Genomic DNA, 19614 nt, shown 5'->3' with positions numbered 1-19614 from the left:
TCTCCTTACAATCTTTTACAATCATAATAAGACAAATGAACTAGGAATACAAGGGATCTTCGCCATAAAATAAGAGAAAAAGGAACGCGGAAGCCGGAGGAAGCGTGGCATCGGCATTTAAAAGATGCAAAGAGCAATGAAGATGTCGAAGTAAGGGTATCATCGGCATGGAAAGAGGGCAAAGAGTAGCGAGTATGCCGAAGGAAGGGCGACATCGGCATAAAATGAGAGCAAAAGCGCCCATGGAAGTCAAAGAAAGCACGACATCGGCAGAAAATACAAAAACATACGCGCGCAGATGCCGATCAACCTGCAGGCGTGAGGTGATGTTCGAATGAAGCTATGGAAGAGAAATCCACTAAAAAAATAAAGCCCGGGGCTCTGGCAGAGAGCCCTGGCTTTATTTTTTTCATGAACGCTCGCTCTGTTCATGGAAGTACACTTGTTGAGGAACCGGGATTTCGATGCCGGCTTCGTCAAGCGCTTCTTTGCTTGCCTGGAGTATTTTCCGTTGGATGCCCCACTGTTGCAAGTTCCCTGTGTAGGCGAGAATTCGAATTTTCACATCGTATTCATCGATAGAGCCGACACCGAGCACGTCCGGGCCTTCAAGAATACCGTCTTCTTTTTCGGCCAAACGATTCATGGCGTCTTGCAAGACTTTCATCGTTTCACTGATATTCTCATTAAAGGAAATGCCGACATCCACCATCGCTTCCATGTTTCCGCGGGAATGGTTGCTTACGCTTGTGATTTCACGGTTGGGGATGAAATGAAGCGTACCGTCCCACGCGCGTATGCGTGTCGTCCGCAAACCGACTTCTTCGACAATGCCGTCCAATTCAGAGATCGTTACATAATCCTCGACGTCAATCTGTTTTTCCAACAAGATGAAAAATCCGGTAACGACGTCGCTGACAAGCCCTTGTGCACCGAAGCCGATAGCAAGACCGACGACACCGGCGCTCGCGAGGATCGGTCCGATCGGAAGACCGAAGATATCGATCACGATCACGATGACAATGAATAATAACGTATAGGAAAAAACGTTCATGGCTAATTTTTCAAGGGTTTGTGCCCGGTTGTTGTTCATTTTGCGTCTTTCTTTCATCCGCTGAAACGTCCGGGTAATCAGCGATCCTCCGATGGCCCGGAAGATGAAATAGCCGACGAGAGCGAGCAAAAGCTGCCCAACAATCGTAAATGTAGCGGTGACGTATGGATTGGTAAATAAATCGTCCACTACTGCAATCACTCCTTGTCTAAAATGGGATTGGATGCTAATCAGTCACACGCACATAAGTGTAACATAGTGTCAAATTCTGTTGAAGGGAGACCTCTATCGGTACGAAAGGATTGAAAAGTGGTCCTGGGTCGGTTGTGGTTATATCGGTTCTCTTTCCCTTCATGGTCATACATGAAACGTGTCGGGCTGTTTTGTAGATGTATCACGAAAAAAAGCAAGTGCTCCTAATAGATCCGAGCACTTGCCAAAAGGGTTACACTTCCATGATAATCGGCAAAATCATTGGCTTGCGTTTTGTTTTTTCATAGAGAAACGGGTTGAGCAACTCGATGATTTCATTTTTGATTTCGGACCATTGGCTTGTTTTTCTTTTCATTAATTCAGCAATGTGCTTCTCCAATATTTTTTGTGCATCATGGATAAGATGGCTGGACTCTCGCATATAGACGAAGCCTCTTGAAATGATGTCCGGCCCCGCGGCCACTTTAAAGTTTTTCATGTCGATACTGACGACCACGACGACGAGCCCTTCCTCCGAAAGGATGCGACGGTCACGCAAGACGATGTTACCAATGTCCCCGATGCCGCTTCCGTCGACGTACACGGTTCCTGACGGAACCTTGCCAACTTTTTTCGCTTCGTTTCTTCGCAGGGCAAGAACTTCTCCGATCTCCATTAAAAATATGTTTTCTTCTGGCATGCCGCAATCGACGCCAAGCCTTTTGTGATTGACGAGCATGCGGTATTCGCCGTGGATCGGGAAAAAGTATTTTGGATTCATTAGGCGAAGCATTAATTTCTGCTCTTGTTGGCCGCCGTGCCCAGATGTATGGATGTCGTTCAAAGGGCCATGGATGACATTGGCCCCGGCGCGGAACAGTTGATTAATAATTTTATTGACGCTTAAAGCGTTCCCCGGAATCGGCGAGCTAGAAAAGACGACCGTATCCCCTGGGATAATCTGAATTTGTCGATGAGTGCCGTGGGCAATTCTTGAGAGCGCCGCCATCGGTTCGCCTTGGCTGCCTGTACAAAGAATGGTTAGTTCATTGTCGGGCAAACGGTTGATTTGGCTGTTGTCCACGAACGTATCTTTCGGCGCGCGAATATACCCTAGTTCTTGTCCGATCGTAATCGCCGATTCCATGCTGCGACCAAAGACGGCTATTTTTCGCTTATACTTCACGGCAGATTCCACGACTTGTTGCAGCCGATGAATGTTGGATGCGAATGTGGCAAAAATAATGCGGCCTTCCTCTTCCCTGAAAATATGGTCGATGCTTTCGCCGACTTTTCTTTCCGGCATCGTAAACTCGGGGACTTCACTGTTCGTGCTGTCAGACAAAAGGCATAGCACGCCTTCTTCTCCGATTTTCGCCATTTTCGTTAGATTTGCCGGCTCCCCAACTGGGGTAAAATCAAATTTAAAGTCTCCGGTATGCACAATGTTTCCTTCGGGTGTATGGACGACAACGCCCATTGAATCCGGGATACTGTGGGTTGTTCTGAAAAAAGACACCGATGTATGTTTGAACGTAATCACATCGTCTTCTTCCAAATTATTCAGCGTCGTCCTGCGTAATAAGCCATGCTCTTCCAGCTTCCCGCGCAAGAGGCCGATCGCCAATTTCCCGCCATAGACAGGAACGTTCACTTCCCGTAACAAATAAGGGATGCCACCGATATGGTCTTCATGGCCATGAGTGATAAAAAGACCTTTAATTTTATCCTCGTTCCGAGATAGATACGTGTAATCAGGGATCACGTAATCAATGCCGAGCAATTCATCTTCCGGAAACATGATACCTGCATCAATAATGATAATTTCATCTTTATATTCGACAGCATACGTATTCTTCCCGATTTCGCCAAGCCCTCCAAGGGCGAAAACGGCCACTTGGTCATTTTGTAACTGTTTCATCTATCGTTTCTCCACCTTAAAATCTTCGCTTTTTTGTTCATATTCAAGATGGGCGTCGGATAATCGCTGGACGTATTCAATATTAAGATGATCCTCGGCAAGTTTCTTTCGCACATCTTGTTCTGTTTCTGCTTCAATGAATAGTGTCTCGGTTTTTTCGCGAACCGGCATCTCATCATAATTCGGTTGGTACAACACTTTAAAAATCATGGAACATCACTCCTTCTACAATCGTTTTTTATAGGCAGACGAAAAGCATCGTTCTCACGCGATGAGTAACGAGTGTAGGCATTTTATAGACATGTGCTTGGCAATCGGGCAGCCACATAAAGGGCCCCGTGGGAGGCCCGGGCTCACCTCGATTGATATCTACGTTCCGTCCTTATCAGCGATCTGAACATACATTCTTGCGTACCATCATGCATATGCTTGGCCGAGTTTCATGATGGGGAAGAGGGCTTTGCATGCTAGCCGACCGTGATTCCAGTTCTTCCAGTATAGCTTACTTTTGTAAAGATAGCAAACGATGGTTAAGGATTTCCATGTGTCAGGCCGTTACGTGCGAATGGACCGATGCTTGGGAAGTAAAGAGCGATACCGTTTGCGCAACTTTTCTTTCCATTTTTTTAGCATTCTTTTATCCCTCCTAATCGTTATTTCTGCGTAACGTGCAACTCATAAAAAAGGGCTTTGCTTTATTTTGTGTAGGTTTCTCCAGAAATGTGTCAGTAAATTTATGGAAATGGACCTATGCTTTTCAAGATACGAAAGTTAAGACATAATAAGGGCAGAAGTAAAAAGGAGAAGGAGAAAACTGTATGACGAAAAAAATGGTCTTTTTTGACATTGATGGAACGCTTTATGATGACAGCAAGAAGGTACCCGCTACAGCAAAAAAAGCGATTCGTGCGTTAAAGGAAAGGGGCCATGAAGTAGCAATCGCGACGGGAAGAGCACCGTTCATGTTCGAGCAATTGCGAAAAGAACTGGAAATTGACACGTTTGTCAGCTTTAATGGTTCTTATGTGGTGGTTAACGGAGAGGTTGTATTAGCTAGGTCATTGCAACGACAGGCGTTGGAAAATCTGCATGAAGAGGCGATGAAAAAGCAATACATGATGGTGTTTATGGATCATAAAAGCGCGTTGACGGATGTGAAAGATAACCCAAGAATTGCCCAATGTTTGGGGGAGCTCAAGATGCCGTATCCTCCGATCAGCATTAACCCGCTACAGGGAGATATTTATCAGGCATTGCTGTTTACGGCGGAACACGAAGATTTTCCATATGACCAGTATCAGGATTTTAGTTTTGTACGCTGGCACGAATTATCGGTGGATGTCTTGCCGGACGCCGGGTCTAAAGCAAAAGGAGTGCAAAAGGTCGCGGATATGCTTCACATAGACAGGAAGGATACATACGCGTTCGGTGACGCGCTTAATGATATAGAAATGCTTGAGCATGTAGGCACCGGGATAGCTATGGGGAATGGGTTGAAAGAGGCAAAAGCAGCCGCGGATTTCACGACAACGGCTGTTGATGATGACGGGATTGCCAATGGACTGAAAAAGCTAGGGCTTGTGCTGTAACGCCGGAAGAAGGAGGGGAAATTGGCCCCCTTTCGGTTGGCAGACATCGGTTCTTTTCACCGGCTTCTGCCAATCCCGGATTTCCTCTGATCTCTAAAAAGACGCTAACGCATCTTTTTAGACGGTGGGTGCTGCTTTTTTATAAGGCCCTCTGTAATCTTCAATGCGATCATAAAACATGACCCCGTTTAAGTGGTCGATTTCATGTTGGACGACGATGGCGGGCAATCCCCTGAACCGTAACACCACTTCCTCGTCCTCCAGTGTACGTGCTTGCAGTTTCAAGCGCGCGTACCGTGGGACGATCCCTTCCACCTCTCGATCAACAGAGAGACATCCCTCGCCATTTTCCAAATGGGTTTCTTCTAGGGAATGGCTGATGATACGAGGGTTAAAGAACCCATAGCTATACAAACGTTCACGATCGTCGGCCACACGCATGGCGAACATCCGTTTCGGAACCCCTAATTGGGGAGCTGCTATACCGCTGCCCGGCCGAAGATCATATTTTTCAGCGATCTCGGGGTCTTGGCTGTTGATGAGAAAATCCAACATCTTTTGCAACAATTCACGGTCCTCTTTCGAAGGAGGACGATCTACAGATTGAGAGACTTCCCGGAGCACCGGATTTCCCTCACGCACAATGTCTTTCATCGTAATCAAATGGTTGCGCCTCCTTTTGATGACTGTTATATATGTTTGCCGAGGCACAGGTAGAGACAAAAAGAATTCATCCGTTCATTCCAACACCTGTACAATCACACATGAGCCAGTGCATCTTGGTTAATCGTTCCAATTGCATCGTGGCTTCCCGCAGCTGCGAACAAAGTACTACGCTGACTTGATGTCAACCGATAAGTGGAGACTAATCTTACCCATATTATAGCAGAAGTGTAGATTCAAAAAAAGGTCCAAGAGCCCTTGGGACGCATGGAAACGGCACTCTGCATGAGAAACAGAGTGCCAATCCCCTGTGGGTTGCTATTTTTTTACGGGTGTGTACGCGGCACCAACGATGATAAGCAGGATGAAGAGGACAACGATAAGCGCGAATCCACCGCCGCGATGGCCGCCGTAGCCGCCATGGCAATATCCGCCGTAACCGCCAGGGCCGAATCCACCGAATCCGCCGGCGCCGCCAAATCCGCCGTAACCAAATGACATGGAGAAACTCCTCCTTTAATATTTACACGCTGCGCTTTTATTGAGCGCTTACTCTACACATTATGCAAATGAATACACATTGTCTGGTTAAACACCCAATTATGGATAAAGAATACGGGCTCCCATTTTTTGCGAGCGCTGACGAATTGCTATACGATAACAACGAATAGGCTGATTTGATGCGAGGGGGGTTGCTTTGTGAGAACAAAGGCTTACGTCATTGTGTTAGGGGCTTCGGTGCTCTGGGCATTAACAGCATGTAGCGAACCGGAGCAAAGCCTGCAAATGCATTTAGAAGAAGCGGTGGAAGTGGAAGAAACGTTTGTGGAGCAACAAGCGCCTATTGTTGCTGCCGAAGAAGCGGAGAAAGAACGATTTGAAGAAATGATTGAATTAGGTTTATCGGAGATGGAAGAAATAGAGGTTCTCGCTGAAGAAGCAATTGCCTACGTTGATGAACGGGAAGCGCGCATGGATGCGGAAAGAAAAAGCCTTTCCGAAGCAAATCAAGTAGTTGAAGAGGGAGCCGTTCATGTCCGGGAGATGGACGAGGAGGAAGTCCGAGCAAAGGCAGAAGCAGTGATCGGTGTTATGGGACAGCGATATGAAGCGCACGGGGATCTTTATGAGGCATATGCGGAAGGGCTGCGGTTGGACCGGGAACTTTATGAAATGCTCGTTGATGAGGATTTAGCTTTTGAAGACTTGGAAGCCCATGTTGATGCCATCAACGATACATATGAAACCGTTGATGATCATAAAGAAACGTTTAACGAACATACTGCCACCTTCAACGATCGAAAAGAAGAATTTTATCGATTGGCGGGATTGGGGCAAGAGTGAGAAGGGAGGACCCGGAGAATTTAACTGTTATACAAATATATCATGATTCCCCCCTGTTGATGTATAACAGACAGGGCGGTTCATTTATGAATGAAAATAGTTAAATCAATGGTTTGACGGATGAAACACGAGTGAGGTACACTCATTTTAGAATTATTGTATTAGTCATTGCCGGGATGAGAGTGGAACAGAAAAAGATATGCAAAGTAAGATTGAAAAAAGGATAATTCGGGTAACTTATTTGTAAATCGACATTGAGGCAAGGATCGGATCTGTAGAGGGAAAACGACTGGGACTTTAGTGAGCACGACAGGAAAGAAAGAAGAGGTGAGCCATTGTGGCTAAAGATAAGTTTGAAATGTTTCAAATTCTGGATGAAGACGGAAAAGTAGTTAACGAGGATGCAATGCCCGATTTATCCGATGAGCAGTTGCAAGAGATTATGTACCGAATGGTGTATACGAGAGTTCTTGATCAACGTGCCGTCTCGTTGGGGCGCCAAGGGCGCCTAGGGTTTTACGCGCCTGTGGCCGGCCAGGAAGCCTCCATGATTGGATCTCATTATGCCATTGATAAAGAGGACTGGATTGCCCCCGGCTATCGCGACATCCCGCAATTGCTTTGGCACGGGTATCCGCTTTGGCAATCCTATTTGTTCTCCAAAGGCCATTACAAAGGCGGGCAAATGCCGGAAGGAGTTAATGCACTTATCCCGCAAATCATCATCGGCGCCCAGATCGTACAAACGGCCGGTGTTGCGCTAGGCCTGAAAAAGAAAGGGAAATCTCAAGCCGTCATTACCTATACGGGGGATGGCGGAGCATCGCAAGGTGATTTTTACGAAGGGCTGAACTTCGCGGGAGCGTTTCATGTCCCTGCGATCTTTGTTGTGCAAAACAACCAGTATGCCATTTCCGTGCCTGCCGATGAACAGACAGCAGCGGAAACGATCGCGCAAAAAGCGGTTGCTGCCGGAATTGAAGGCATTCAAGTCGACGGGATGGACACGCTCGCGGTCTATGCGGCCACGCAAAAAGCAAGGCAAAATGCCGTTGACGGGAATGGCCCTACCTTGATTGAAACACTTTGTTACCGCTACGGGCCCCACTCGCTCTCCGGGGATGACCCCACTCGTTACCGGACGTCCGAAGAGGATGACGAATGGGAAAAACGAGATCCGCTTGTGAGATTTCGCAAGTACTTAGAGAGCAAAGACCTCTGGTCGGAAGAGAAAGAAAATGAAATTGTCGACGAGGCAAAAGCGGACGTAAAAGCAGCGATGAAAGAAGTGGAAGAAACTCCTCGCCAAAAAGTGAGTGAGTTAATTGAAATTATGGGGAATGAACTACCGAACAATCTCCAGGAACAACTGGAGGAGTATCGTGCGAAGGAGTCGAGTGAATAATGGCAGAAATGACAATGATAAAGGCAATAACAGATGCCATGCGCACGGAATTAAAAAATAACGAAGACGTATTGCTTTTCGGTGAAGATGTAGGCTATTACGGCGGGGTATTCCGGGCAACCGAAGGGTTGCAAAAAGAATTCGGGGAAGACCGTGTTTTTGATACGCCACTGGCTGAATCGGGCATTGGCGGTCTCGCCATAGGTCTTGGCGTCACCGGTTTCCGGCCGATTATGGAAATTCAATTTATCGGTTTTATGTATGAAGTGATGGACGGCCTTGCCGGGCAGATGTCACGCATGCATTATCGGACCGGCGGGTATTACAGCAGTCCGATTACGGTGCGGGCGCCGTTCGGCGGGGGCGTGAAAACGCCTGAGCTGCACCCGGACAGCCTGGAAGGGTTGATGGCGCAAACCCCGGGCATTCGAGTGGTGGTCCCGTCCACCCCATATGATGCCAAAGGGTTGCTTATCTCCAGTATCCGTTCGGATGATCCTGTCTTTTATTTAGAACATATGAAGCTTTACCGTTCCTTAAAAGGAGAGGTTCCCGAAGAAGCGTACACAATCGACCTTGACAAAGCCGATATCAAGCGGGAAGGCGATGACATTACGTTCGTGGCTTACGGCGCTATGGTTCATTCTGCGCTAAAAGCGGCTGATCAGTTGAGCGAAGAAAATATTGAAGCGGAAGTCATTGACTTGCGGACAGTCAGCCCCGTCGACCTTGATACGATCGTTGAATCGGTAAAAAAGACGAATCGCGCGGTCGTTATTCAGGAAGCGCAACGGCAAGCAGGGGTTGCGGCTGGCATTTCCGCAGAAATCAGCGAACGTGCCATTTTGCATTTGGAAGCGCCGGTGGCACGGGTTACAGCTCCAGACACCGTTTATCCGTTTGCATCCGATGAAGATGTTTGGCTGCCCGATCACAACGACATTATTGAGAAAGCAAAAGCAACCATTGATTTTTAATCAAGCGATCCAATATGTAAAAACGCCGAGTGATCATGGAAAAGGAGGTCCTTGTGAGTGGCTTATAAATTTGAGCTCCCGGATATTGGCGAGGGGATTCATGAAGGCGAAATCGTCACATGGTTTGTAAAAAAAGGGGACAAAGTTGAAGAAGACGACGTTCTCTGTGAAGTGCAAAACGACAAAGCTGTGGTCGAAATCCCCTCTCCGGTAGGCGGGACGATTTTAGACGTTAAAGTAGAAGAAAACACCACCGTGACGGTGGGAGATGTTATCGTTACGATCGATGACGGTAGCGGATCTGAAGAGGAAGAAGACGAACTTTCCTCGGATGAAGGCGATTCGGACGATGCAGAAAAAGACGATATAGAGCAAGACGATGAACAACAAAAAACCGCTGAAAAAGAAGATACAAAAGAAAAAGATAAAAAAGAAGAAGGGCAAAAGCAAGAAGACGCAGGGGATAACAAACGGATCATTGCCATGCCTTCGGTCCGTAAATATGCTCGCGAACAAAACGTCACCATTAACGACGTCCAAGGAACGGGCAAAAACGGACGAATCTTAAAAGAAGATGTCGATGCCTTTATGAGTGGAGATGCTGAAACGGAAGAAAAAGAAGAAACACCTGCGGAAGCAAAAGAAGCGGCCCCGAAAGCAGCTGCCGATGTCTGCGAAGAACGCGTGCCGCTTAAAGGCATACGCAAAACGATCGCGAACGCAATGGTGCATAGCAAGCGTACTGCACCTCACGTCACGCACATGGACGAAGTGGAAGTGAGTGCCCTCGTCGCGAATCGGAAACGGTTTAAGCCGGTGGCCGCCGAAAAAGAAATCAAGCTTACGTACTTGCCGTATGTCGTTAAAGCTTACACTTCCGCGCTAAGGGAATATCCGGTGCTAAACGCTTCCATTGATGATGAAAACGAAGAAATTGTCTACAAAAAGAACTTCAACGTCGGTATTGCTGCAGACACCGATCGTGGACTGATGGTTCCGGTTGTTCCGGAAGCAGATCGCAAATCGATTTTCATGATCGCCGCTGAGGTTAATGAACTTGCGCAAAAAGCAAAAGACGGAAAATTAGCGAGCGCGGAAATGCAAGGCGGAACAAGCACGATCTCCAATGTCGGCTCGGCAAACGGATCGTTTTTCACACCGGTCATCAATCACCCGGAAGTCGCCATTCTCGGCATCGGCCGTATCGAAGAAAAAGCGGTCGTTCGAGACGGGGAAGTTGTCGTTCGTCCGATGCTTGCGTTATCGTTAAGTTATGATCACCGCCTGATCGATGGGGTGACTGCACAGCAAGCGTTAAATCATGTGAAACGTTTGCTTAACGATCCGGAATTAATAATGATGGAGGGGTAAATCATGGTAGTTGGAGATTTAGCAGAAGAAGTGGACACGATTATTATCGGGTCCGGTCCCGGGGGATACGTGGCGGCGATTCGTGCCGCCCAAACCGGGCAGTCCGTCACCCTCGTAGAAAAGGGGGATTTGGGAGGCGTTTGCTTAAACGTCGGTTGTATCCCGTCCAAAGCTTTGATTGAAGCCGGGCATAGTTACGAAAAGGCGCAAGGAAATGACGAACTTGGCATTAAAGCGGAAAATGTCTCCGTTGATTTTTCCAAAGTGCAAGAATGGAAAAGCGGTGTGGTCCAAAAATTAACAGGCGGTGTCCAGAGCCTGTTAAAAGGAAACAAAGTGAATGTTGTGCAGGGAGAAGCTTATTTCTCCGACAAGGACACCGTGAGAGTGTCCAGTGAAAATAACAGCGGGCAATCGTACAAGTTTAAAAATGCCATCATTGCAACAGGTTCTCAGCCAGTTGAGCTCCCCAATTTTAAATATAGCGATCGAGTGATCGATTCCTCGGGCGCGTTGGCATTGGACGCTATCCCGGACAAGCTCGTCGTCATCGGCGGCGGTTATATCGGCATTGAATTGGCAGGCGCTTACGCCAATTTCGGAAGTGAAGTAACCGTCCTCGAGGGCGAAAAACGTATCCTCGGCGGGTTCGAGAAGCAAATGTCACAACTCGTTCAACGCCGTTTGAAAAATAAAGGGGTCACGTTCTACACGCAAGCGATGGCGAACGGTGTGGAAGAAAAAGAGGACGGCGTAACGGTGACCGCCGATGTGAAAGGCGAGGAACAAAAAATCGATGCCGACTACGTCCTCGTAAGCGTTGGACGCAAACCGAATACCGAGGAGCTTGGCCTTGAGCAGATCGGCGTTGAAATGGACGATAAGGGCCTCGTTCAAACCGATAAAGAAGCGCGCACGAGCGTGTCTAACATATTCGCGATTGGTGATATTACCGATGGGCCGCCGCTTGCGCACAAAGCTTCTTATGAAGGCAAGATTGCTGCTGAAGTCATTTCCGGTGAAGCATCTGCCATAGATTACCTTGGCATTCCGCTTGTTGCCTTCTCAGAGCCGGAACTGGCCTCCGTCGGTTACACAGAAGAGGAAGCCAAGGAAGCCGGTTATGAAGCAAAAGCATCGAAGTTTCCATTCCAGGCTAACGGACGGGCCTTATCCCTTAATGACACCGATGGGTTTATGAAACTTGTGACAAGAGAAGAAGACAACTTAGTCATCGGCGCCCAAATCGCCGGACCCAATGCCTCCGACATGATCGCTGAAGTCGGACTTGCCATTGAAGCCGGCATGACGGCAGAAGATGTGGCCATGACCATTCATGCCCACCCGACGCTCGGAGAGATTACGATGGAAGCAGCCGACGTAGCGCTAGGGACGCCAATCCATTCCATGTAAATAAAGCTAAACCCAAAAACACCGGTACTGAAAGCAGTGCCGGTGTTTTAACGTTCGTTAAAATTATCCTGTAAGATTTTGATTAGTCGCTCCGTAGATGCTTCCCCGCTGATAACCGTGACGGATTCATCTTCGTTCATTAGCATAAGCGAAGGCAATTCCTCCACTTCATAGGTATCAAACTTGTCCTCTTGCTCTCGAATAATGGTAACGTCCGTCTTTATGTCACTTGTATGTTGAAAATGAATCAATGCATCATAGTAACGGCGTTCGATGGCAGGATGATTTTCATCAATGAATAACACTGCCTGGGGTTCTTCGGTGGAAGGGACTGCTTCAAGTTTTTTTATTTCGCCTGAATCGCTGCAAGAGGTGGAAATCGTAATAATTGCAAAGATGATGGCTATAGCAATCGTTTTTTTAGCGATCAAATTCTCTCACGACCTTTTTTCAAACGTAATCATCTTTAAATCGATGATATCATGGAAATGAAAGCAAGAGGGGGAGGTAAAGAAACTGTAATGGAAAAGATAACATAACGACAAATATGACATAAAAAAATCAATCGATCTTTGAAAATGGTTTGCAACTTTTGTAGAAATATGCAAGATTAGACGAGGATATTCAATACATATGCGGGGGGAATTGGAGTGCGTTTCTCTAAAGCAATGCCCTATTGGGTGGCTATAACGCTAGTGCTCGCGGCATGCCAGCAAACGGAGGAAGACGTGAGCGTGGAGGAGGAAGCGGACGAGAACACGGTTGTCGAAGAAGAAAACGAAACGGAAGAAGAGAGAGAAGATGCTTCATCGGAGCCTAATGAGGAGGCTGATGAACCTATAGAAGAAGAACTTGAACCGGCGTACACCCTTAATGAAAACAATTGGGCGTTAGAGCCTATTGACGATGCCGAAGAGAAAGCCGTCCTTATTACCATCGATGATGCGCCGGATGACCACGGCGTAGAGATGGCCGAGACGCTTGAAGAACTAGGGGTAAGTGCAATATTTTTCGTGAACCACCACTTTATCAATGATGAAGAAGGGGAAGAAGAACTGCTTGAAATTATTGACCATGGTCATGAAATCGGAAACCATACGATGACCCATGCGAATTTGCAGGACATCTCAGAGGAAGAGGTGGAAGAAGAAATCGTCGATTTGAGTGATGAAATCGAAGGGATTACCGGAGAAAGACCGGATTTTTTCCGAGCGCCTCACGGAGCGAATACAGATCGCAGCTGGGAAGTCGTGGAAGAAGAAGGGATGCTGGGCATGAATTGGACCTACGGGTTTGATTGGGAAGAAGAATATACCGATCCCGATGCCCTGGCGGAAATTATGGTGGAAACAGAGCTCTTGCAAAACGGAGCCAATATCCTTATGCATGACCGGGAATGGACGAACGAGGCTCTGGAAAATATTATTTTAGGACTCGAGGAAGAAGGGTATGACTTTATCGATCCGGCGGAAATAGAACTGGAAAATGAGTGACAAAAAACCCGCGCAGGTGACGCGCGGGTTTAATCGGTTAGAATAGGGCGCTAGTACTCTATTCCAGAAATGCTTTCCCCTGGTCGTTCGCAGAGTGATATGCCACCTTTTTGGGGTACGATGAACACGAAAATCGTCCCTCTCAAATCGGTAATCTTGTATGATGGATGAAATCAATGCAAGTGTCTGTCTGATACATGCGTACCATCGAGAGGAACTGTGAGTATGGCAAACAAAGGGAGAAAGAATTTTTGAAACACGGCGCTAGCTGCATCATGCATCATACGTTTTTGGGCCGCTCGTAAAAAAAGACTCAATGGTACCCGGGGCGGGCATTACCCGATGTGTACGGGCGTCATGAATCGCCCATGGCACCTGTGGTGGTCGCTCCTTTTCCAACCTCCAATTGTGTTATACAATTTCCCGTTGACAAATCAATTGTGACATCATATTATAGAGATACATATTAATAAAACGCTTTCACAGGGGAGTGCGATGGCATGGCAATGATCGTTTGTGCGGAATGTGACTGTACCATTGAACATTTCAAAGCCGAAAAGATGGCAACGTTATACGGAAATTGCGAAGCATGCAAGAAAAAACGCGCGTCAAGATAACATTGCGCGTCCGGGGATAAAAAAGTGGTGTAGCGCTGTTCGGCGGTACGCCATTTTTTTCTGATATAATGAAGTCAAGGTAGGTGTCAAAATTTGAAAGATGAAGTAGCCATTCCCTTTTCTACCGATTGGTCGAAAGATGAGATTGTAACGGTTGCAAACTTTTTCACACAAGTCGATAACGCCTACAAAGCAGGCGTTAAAGCAGGCGAACTTCTAAACGCCTATAAGCAATTTAAAGAAGTAGTGCCGGCAAAAAATGAGGAAAAGTCCTATTTTCGGGATTATGATCAGCAAGCAGGACAATCGTGTTGGCGCACGGTTCGCTTGGCCAAGGAAAAAAATCCGGAAGAGATTGTCCGGCAAACGTAAAAAAACAAGGCGAAAAAAGCCTTGTTTTTTTATCCCGGTGGTAAGCGCCCGTAATTCCAGAGGTCAGATTTCAGAGGCCAGAGGTCGGAAAAGGCCTTTTGCAAGAAACGAAGCATGATCTTCCGATTTCCGGCCTCCGGTTTCTGATTTCCACGGAAAAGCGGGCGACTAACACCCCGATTGCGACGCACAGAATGTGACGGTTTTAGCCGACCTCCATATCAGAGAAAAAGCCCCTCTGATGGAAGTTTCACTTTATATGTGCAAGTGAGTGGTTTTTTCGTAAAATGGTTGTACGTGTTTAAACGTATCCATGATGGTTGAAAAGAGCTTGTCTCCGTCTTTCAGGACAGGATCATCATGGGCAATTTGTTGTCCGATCAAAAACTCTCCTTTTTTTACGTCACGAAAACGCACGAGACTTTTGTGCAATTCATCTGTCTCCATCGATTCCAATGTGCGTGCATTTTTCTTTGTATGATCGAGAGAAACGGCATAGTGATTGGGAAGCTTTTCGAGTTGATCCTGACGATCCAACAATTGCTGTGCGATTTCTTTTTTATTCGGAAGCTCATAAATGTAAGCAAGCCAAATGAAAAGATGGTCATCAAATAGTCCAACCTGGAAATGGGGATGTTTTTTATAGCCGCGATGGTTATGGGCTACGGCAAGCCATGTGTCCGCTGGCGGGTTTGTTTTACGGCGGGCGTGTTTAGCGATGTGCAAAAACATGTCATTGCCGGTTAAATCGCTAAGCTCTTCGGCCAGTGGCTCGCCGAGCGCCCTGAATTTAGGTTGAATGTTTTCCCGTATCGCTTCCATTCGCGGTTCGAGACCCTCGGTATGAAAAATATTAAATTCTTTTTGTGTAAATGTTGGAAGGTCCATCTGCCAAAACTCCTTTTTCTCCTTATGATAGCGCTTGTCGGACGAGGAATCAAACCGAAAGCAGTGATTGAATTTTCTATACGCAAATGAACAGGACGCTTGAAATATGAAACGCATATGATATAATAATCGAAATCAGAATAATGAATCATGTCATTGCTTGTGGTTGTCAAAGGCTCTAAAAAAAAGAGGGGTGTGTATGATGGAACAAGTCATCCAAGCGCTAAAGAGGACTGACGCTGAAGAACGGATACCGGTGCTACGTCTGGAAATCGATTATGAACTCGTCACGCTCCACGATGCAATGAAAGGCAATGATGAAGAAGGCAAGAATCAAACAAAACAACGCTTGAAGCAACTTAGACAGGAACTCATACGTTTAGAAGCGTAACAATAAAGTGAAACTTCCATCAGAGGGGCTTTTCCTCTGATGGTTAGTTGAACGAATCGGGGGTGTTAGTCGCCCGTTAACTCCCGCTTGCGGGGTTGAAGCGGGAGTTTTACGGGCGCTTACCACCGGGATATAACGCATTCATAGGTGGTAACGGAAAGCGGGCGATTGCCCGTTTTTCTTGTTTATGAAAGCTGGAGAAGGGGAACGGGACAGACTGTAGGTGTATGGAAAGCAAGGCTTTACACGTGAGCCCCTTTCAAAATCAACAGCATATATGAGATACTATCCATATCCATTTTGCAATCATCGAAGGAGAGGGTCATTCCGTGGATTGGACAGCAATGAAAGATCAAGCAATAGCATTTATAACTGAGGCCGCCCACCGTCTTTACGATCCTGCTATTCGGAAGCTGGATATTGATACAAAGGAAGACGCGGATGACCTTGTGACCGAGAATGACTTTGCAGTACAACGTCTTTTGACAAAAAAAATCAAAGAAACCTATCCGACACACTTTGTCGTTGGTGAAGAAGGAGAGCATGATCAACCAATTCCCGAAAATACCGTCACATGGTATATTGACCCGATCGATGGGACGACGAATTACGTCCATCAGTATATGAATTTCGCTATTTCGATTGGGATTCATTATGACGGACAGGGCAAAGTCGGTGTGATCTATGACTTGATTTCCGATGAATTGTTTAGCGCCGTCCAAGGGGAGGGGGCATATTTGAACGGGAAAAGATTACACCCACGAAAGCCGGTGGACCTTTCACGGGCAATTATTGGATTTAACGCGCGTTGGCTCGTAGGCCGGGTAGACGCGACCACGAAAGAAGTGTTCGCCGGTCTTGTGCGAGATGTACGCGCGACCCGGTCGTACGGCGCTGCTTCCTTGGAGCTGGCTTATATCGCGGCCGGACGCCTGGATGCCTATGTAAATATGCGCTTGTCGCCATGGGACTACGCGGGCGCGATGGTTCTGCTTTCGGAAACGGACGCCGATTGCTCACCGCTGTTTGCTTATGATACCTTGTTTAAGGATTCATGTTCCGTGCTTGCAGGTGAAACGCACGTTTTCAAAGAGATTTACCAAAGATGCAACGCTGATCGATAAAAAACGAACAGCCCTTTGCTTGGTGCGGGGCTGTTCGTTTTTTCTGGAAAAAAAGGTTAGGTTACGGGCTTTCTTTTCCGATAAATGGCTGCGCCTTTGAACGAAGAATACAGAATGATCGTTGCGATGATCGCGATCATGAAACTTCGTTCCGCCACTGCAATGCCATAGGCCAAGATGGATGCCGTGGCAAGAAAGGCTAAAAATAATAAAGTCCAGTTTATTTTTCGCATCAATTCACCTGCTTTTCGATTTCCTTCGTCCAGTGTAAAGAAAACGGACAAGGATATCAACAGGGAAAGGGGGGATCAAGGCGTTCACTGCGGTCGACCAAGGCTCATGGCGCCCGAACTTGTTCGAGAGGGTTATTTTCGCCATGGGGTTCCATGGCGCCTGAAGACACGCGAAAAGATCATTTTTAGTCGTCATAGACGGTTCATGGAGTCTGGAACAGCGCGTTAAATTCTAATTCGGTCGTCATGCCGTGCTCCCACCCGACCCAACCCTCGCTTTTTGCCGATTTCGACAAAAGTGTGGTAAAATCGAAAAGTTAAAGAATTTGCTTAAACTAAGGAGAGAACTGCACTGTGAATATTCGCAACGACTTGCGCAATATCGCGATTATTGCCCATGTGGACCACGGAAAAACGACGCTCGTTGATGAAATGTTAAAGCAATCGGGGACATTTAAAGCACACGAGCGCGTAGACGAACGTGCAATGGATTCGGATGACTTGGAAAAAGAACGCGGCATTACAATTTTAGCTAAAAATACCGCCATACAGTATAAAGAAAAACAAATCAACATTCTTGATACGCCGGGCCATGCCGATTTTGGCGGTGAAGTGGAACGGATTTTGCAAATGGTGGACGGAGTGCTCCTCGTCGTTGACGCTTATGAAGGGTGCATGCCGCAAACGCGGTTTGTGTTAAAAAAAGCGCTCGAACAAGAACTCACTCCTGTCGTCGTGTTGAATAAAATCGACCGGGAAGGTGCCAGGCCGGAAGAGGTCGTCGACGAAGTGTTGGATCTTTTTATCGAATTGGGCGCAACGGAAGACCAAATTGATTTTCCGGTGCTCCATGCATCGGCGATCAACGGTATGGCAAAACACCCAGAGGATGAGACCGACCGGGGCATGGAAGTACTTTTCGACGCGATTGGCGAGCACGTGCCTGCCCCCGAAGAAACAAGCGATGAACCGTTGCAATTTCAGATCACAATGTTGGAATACAATGATTTTCTGGGACGAATCGGAGTTGGCCGAGTTTTTAAAGGAAAAGTTTCCCACGGGGACCGAGCGGTATTGATCACGAGGGATGGAGAGGAACGAAGTTTCCGCATCAGCAAGCTGTTCGGTTTTCACGGCTTGGAAAAACAGGAGATTAAAGAGGCCGAAGCCGGTGACATTATCGCGATTGCAGGGGTCGATGATATTAATGTCGGGGAAACGATCTGCCTTGAGGGTCATGTGGAAGCTTTGCCTGCGCTCCGCATTGATGAGCCAACATTGCAAATGACGTTTTTGGCCAACAACAGCCCGTTTTCCGGGTTGGAAGGGGATCACGTCACAAGCCGGAAAATCGAAGAGCGGCTCATGCGCCAGCTGGAAACGGATGTGAGCCTGAAAGTCGAAGAGACCGATTCGCCGGATGCTTGGACGGTCTCCGGGCGCGGGGAACTGCATCTCTCCATCCTTATTGAAAATATGCGGCGGGAAGGATACGAGCTGCAAGTGTCCAAGCCGGAAGTGATTGTAAAAGAGATCGATGGTGTCAAACATGAACCGTTTGAACGCGTGCAAATCGATATACCGGAAGCATACACCGGCGCTGTCATGGAGGCCCTCGGCGAACGCAAAGGCGAGATGCTCAACATGCAACAAGAAGGCGAAGGACAAACACGTCTGGAATTTTTAATCCCCGCGCGAGGGTTGATCGGTTATTCCACTGAATTTTTGTCGCAAACAAAGGGGTACGGCCTCATCAATCACTCTTTTGATTCCTATCAGCCATTCATTGAAGGGCAAATTGCCGGACGCAGGGAAGGCGTGCTCGTGGCTCAAGAAAAAGGAAAAGCAACAACGTATAGCATGTTGCAATTGGAAGACCGCGGCATGCTGTTTGTCGAAGCGGGCACAGAGGTTTATGAAGGCATGATTGTTGGTGAGCACAGTCGGGAGAACGACTTGGCGGTGAACATTACAAAAGAAAAAGCTGCCAATAACATTCGTTCCGCCACGAAAGAACAGACGGCTACTTTAAAACAACCGCGAATCCTAACCCTGGAAGAAGCCATGCAGTACTTGAATGACGATGAATATTGTGAGCTTACACCACAGGCGATACGCCTTCGCAAGAAAACGTTAAGCACGTCTATGCGCGAGCGCGAACAAAAACGAAAAAAGAAAATATCAACGTAGGTAGGAGGTAAGCGAAGTGCAAGAAGGAGGGCAACTCTCTCAAGACGATTTTTCTTGGTTTGCACAGCTATTTGGGATCTATGACAACATGGCCCTTGGCTTTTGGCTCTTGTATTTCTCCGTGATCATTCTAAGTGTGATTGTATTTAATCTAGGTTTCGCGAGAAAATTGCCGTTACTAAAAAATGTCGTCGTGTATACCGGTCTCGTCATCGGCTGCATTGTATTAACATTTTTTGCTATTTTCATGCCCGTTGCCGAAGCTTTGATTGTGATAGCGGCTGTGCTCGGCGTCTATCGGATTCGCCTGCGAATCCATAAAAAACAACAAGAAGCTTAAACATTAGAGCCGCTGCAAATCTTCTGCAGCGGCTCTT

General features: G+C 47.1%; 21 protein-coding genes. 13 read left to right on the top strand and 8 right to left on the bottom strand.

Annotation, left to right across the window (positions count from 1 at the left end; all coding sequences use genetic code 11):
- Nucleotides 1-409: 409 nt before the first annotated feature.
- The 3 genes from DT065_RS05505 to rpoY form a co-directional block, all read right to left on the bottom strand.
- On the bottom strand, nt 410-1243 hold the full coding sequence (locus DT065_RS05505) for a mechanosensitive ion channel family protein (RefSeq protein ID WP_227002737.1): 834 nt from the start codon (nt 1241-1243) through the stop codon (nt 410-412).
- A gap of 256 nt (nt 1244-1499) precedes the next feature.
- A complete protein-coding gene (rnjA, locus tag DT065_RS05500) occupies nt 1500-3167 on the bottom strand; it encodes a ribonuclease J1 (protein ID WP_114371574.1) in 1668 nt (555 codons plus the stop codon).
- Nucleotides 3168-3377: a DNA-directed RNA polymerase subunit epsilon gene (gene rpoY, locus DT065_RS05495; protein WP_114371573.1), complete on the bottom strand. Its 210-nt coding sequence runs from the start codon at nt 3375-3377 to the stop codon at nt 3168-3170.
- A 608-nt stretch (nt 3378-3985) separates the two neighbouring features.
- Between rpoY and DT065_RS05490 the strand changes: the two genes are divergently transcribed.
- On the top strand, nt 3986-4756 hold the full coding sequence (locus DT065_RS05490) for a Cof-type HAD-IIB family hydrolase (protein ID WP_114371572.1): 771 nt from the start codon (nt 3986-3988) through the stop codon (nt 4754-4756).
- Nucleotides 4757-4873: 117 nt separating this feature from the next.
- Here the strand turns inward: DT065_RS05490 and def are convergent, their stop codons facing one another.
- A complete protein-coding gene (gene def, locus DT065_RS05485; RefSeq protein WP_114371571.1) occupies nt 4874-5419 on the bottom strand; it encodes a peptide deformylase in 546 nt (181 codons plus the stop codon).
- A 318-nt stretch (nt 5420-5737) separates the two neighbouring features.
- Nucleotides 5738-5920 carry a YjcZ family sporulation protein gene (locus DT065_RS05480; protein WP_114371570.1) on the bottom strand — a complete coding sequence of 61 codons (183 nt, stop codon included), beginning with the start codon at nt 5918-5920 and terminating at the stop codon, nt 5738-5740.
- Nucleotides 5921-6118: 198 nt separating this feature from the next.
- Here DT065_RS05480 and DT065_RS05475 point away from each other — a divergent pair, with 198 nt between their 5' ends.
- The 5 genes from DT065_RS05475 to lpdA all read left to right on the top strand — a co-directional run bounded on the left by DT065_RS05475 (nt 6119) and on the right by lpdA (nt 11929).
- Nucleotides 6119-6763: a YkyA family protein gene (locus tag DT065_RS05475; protein WP_114371569.1), complete on the top strand. Its 645-nt coding sequence runs from the start codon at nt 6119-6121 to the stop codon at nt 6761-6763.
- 358 nt (nt 6764-7121) lie between these two features.
- Entirely contained in the window at nt 7122-8168 is a 1047-nt protein-coding gene (gene pdhA, locus DT065_RS05470) for a pyruvate dehydrogenase (acetyl-transferring) E1 component subunit alpha (protein ID WP_114376105.1), read from the top strand.
- Complete coding sequence (locus DT065_RS05465) at nt 8168-9145, top strand: alpha-ketoacid dehydrogenase subunit beta (protein ID WP_114371568.1); 978 nt, start codon at nt 8168-8170, stop codon at nt 9143-9145. The genes pdhA and DT065_RS05465 overlap by 1 nt, the downstream gene beginning before the upstream one ends.
- Nucleotides 9146-9202: 57 nt before the next feature.
- Complete coding sequence (locus DT065_RS05460; RefSeq protein WP_114371567.1) at nt 9203-10516, top strand: dihydrolipoamide acetyltransferase family protein; 1314 nt, start codon at nt 9203-9205, stop codon at nt 10514-10516.
- Between the two features lie 3 nt (nt 10517-10519).
- Nucleotides 10520-11929 (top strand): dihydrolipoyl dehydrogenase, encoded by a 1410-nt coding sequence (gene lpdA / locus DT065_RS05455; protein WP_114371566.1) that lies wholly within the window; start codon nt 10520-10522, stop codon nt 11927-11929.
- 47 nt (nt 11930-11976) lie between these two features.
- On the opposite strand, the gene DT065_RS05450 is transcribed toward lpdA, so the two are convergent.
- Nucleotides 11977-12360, bottom strand: coding sequence for a hypothetical protein (locus DT065_RS05450; protein ID WP_114371565.1), 384 nt, complete (start codon nt 12358-12360; stop codon nt 11977-11979).
- Between the two features lie 219 nt (nt 12361-12579).
- Between DT065_RS05450 and DT065_RS05445 the strand changes: the two genes are divergently transcribed.
- From DT065_RS05445 to DT065_RS05435, 3 genes are all read left to right on the top strand, one after another.
- Nucleotides 12580-13422: a polysaccharide deacetylase family protein gene (locus DT065_RS05445; RefSeq protein WP_227002736.1), complete on the top strand. Its 843-nt coding sequence runs from the start codon at nt 12580-12582 to the stop codon at nt 13420-13422.
- A 500-nt stretch (nt 13423-13922) separates the two neighbouring features.
- Complete coding sequence (locus DT065_RS05440; protein ID WP_114371564.1) at nt 13923-14039, top strand: GapA-binding peptide SR1P; 117 nt, start codon at nt 13923-13925, stop codon at nt 14037-14039.
- 93 nt (nt 14040-14132) lie between these two features.
- Nucleotides 14133-14411: a UPF0223 family protein gene (locus DT065_RS05435; protein WP_114371562.1), complete on the top strand. Its 279-nt coding sequence runs from the start codon at nt 14133-14135 to the stop codon at nt 14409-14411.
- 255 nt (nt 14412-14666) lie between these two features.
- Here DT065_RS05435 and DT065_RS05430 read toward each other — a convergent pair whose 3' ends face one another.
- A complete protein-coding gene (locus DT065_RS05430; RefSeq protein WP_114371560.1) occupies nt 14667-15299 on the bottom strand; it encodes a YktB family protein in 633 nt (210 codons plus the stop codon).
- Between the two features lie 202 nt (nt 15300-15501).
- On the opposite strand from DT065_RS05430, the gene DT065_RS05425 reads away from it, so the two are divergent.
- Nucleotides 15502-15690 carry a YkzI domain-containing protein gene (locus DT065_RS05425; protein ID WP_114376101.1) on the top strand — a complete coding sequence of 63 codons (189 nt, stop codon included), beginning with the start codon at nt 15502-15504 and terminating at the stop codon, nt 15688-15690.
- 329 nt (nt 15691-16019) lie between these two features.
- A complete protein-coding gene (locus DT065_RS05420; protein ID WP_114371558.1) occupies nt 16020-16814 on the top strand; it encodes an inositol monophosphatase family protein in 795 nt (264 codons plus the stop codon).
- 56 nt (nt 16815-16870) lie between these two features.
- Here DT065_RS05420 and DT065_RS18785 read toward each other — a convergent pair whose 3' ends face one another.
- Complete coding sequence (locus tag DT065_RS18785; RefSeq protein WP_160112420.1) at nt 16871-17047, bottom strand: DUF5325 family protein; 177 nt, start codon at nt 17045-17047, stop codon at nt 16871-16873.
- Between the two features lie 354 nt (nt 17048-17401).
- On the opposite strand from DT065_RS18785, the gene typA reads away from it, so the two are divergent.
- Together typA and DT065_RS05410 are read left to right on the top strand one after the other, a co-directional pair.
- On the top strand, nt 17402-19237 hold the full coding sequence (typA, locus tag DT065_RS05415; RefSeq protein ID WP_193550806.1) for a translational GTPase TypA: 1836 nt from the start codon (nt 17402-17404) through the stop codon (nt 19235-19237).
- 88 nt (nt 19238-19325) lie between these two features.
- Entirely contained in the window at nt 19326-19577 is a 252-nt protein-coding gene (locus tag DT065_RS05410) for a YlaH-like family protein (RefSeq protein WP_114376098.1), read from the top strand.
- Nucleotides 19578-19614: the final 37 nt, after the last annotated feature.

Origin of the sequence: Salicibibacter kimchii (assembly GCF_003336365.1) — a bacterium.
GTDB classification, from domain to species: domain Bacteria; phylum Bacillota; class Bacilli; order Bacillales; family Marinococcaceae; genus Salicibibacter; species Salicibibacter kimchii.
Note: the sequence above shows the minus strand (reverse complement) of the source record. Positions and strands in the feature narration are given on the sequence as shown.

Coding starts and splice junctions, on each gene's coding strand:
- DT065_RS05465 (WP_114371568.1), top strand. CDS start 8,168: ATGGCAGAAATGACAATGATAAAGGCAATAACAGATGCCATGCGCACG.
- lpdA (WP_114371566.1), top strand. CDS start 10,520: ATGGTAGTTGGAGATTTAGCAGAAGAAGTGGACACGATTATTATCGGG.
- rnjA (WP_114371574.1), bottom strand. CDS start 3,167: ATGAAACAGTTACAAAATGACCAAGTGGCCGTTTTCGCCCTTGGAGGG.
- DT065_RS18785 (WP_160112420.1), bottom strand. CDS start 17,047: ATGCGAAAAATAAACTGGACTTTATTATTTTTAGCCTTTCTTGCCACG.
- DT065_RS05480 (WP_114371570.1), bottom strand. CDS start 5,920: ATGTCATTTGGTTACGGCGGATTTGGCGGCGCCGGCGGATTCGGTGGA.
- pdhA (WP_114376105.1), top strand. CDS start 7,122: ATGTTTCAAATTCTGGATGAAGACGGAAAAGTAGTTAACGAGGATGCA.
- rpoY (WP_114371573.1), bottom strand. CDS start 3,377: ATGATTTTTAAAGTGTTGTACCAACCGAATTATGATGAGATGCCGGTT.
- DT065_RS05430 (WP_114371560.1), bottom strand. CDS start 15,299: ATGGACCTTCCAACATTTACACAAAAAGAATTTAATATTTTTCATACC.
- DT065_RS05410 (WP_114376098.1), top strand. CDS start 19,326: ATGGCCCTTGGCTTTTGGCTCTTGTATTTCTCCGTGATCATTCTAAGT.
- DT065_RS05425 (WP_114376101.1), top strand. CDS start 15,502: ATGGAACAAGTCATCCAAGCGCTAAAGAGGACTGACGCTGAAGAACGG.
- DT065_RS05440 (WP_114371564.1), top strand. CDS start 13,923: ATGGCAATGATCGTTTGTGCGGAATGTGACTGTACCATTGAACATTTC.
- DT065_RS05490 (WP_114371572.1), top strand. CDS start 3,986: ATGACGAAAAAAATGGTCTTTTTTGACATTGATGGAACGCTTTATGAT.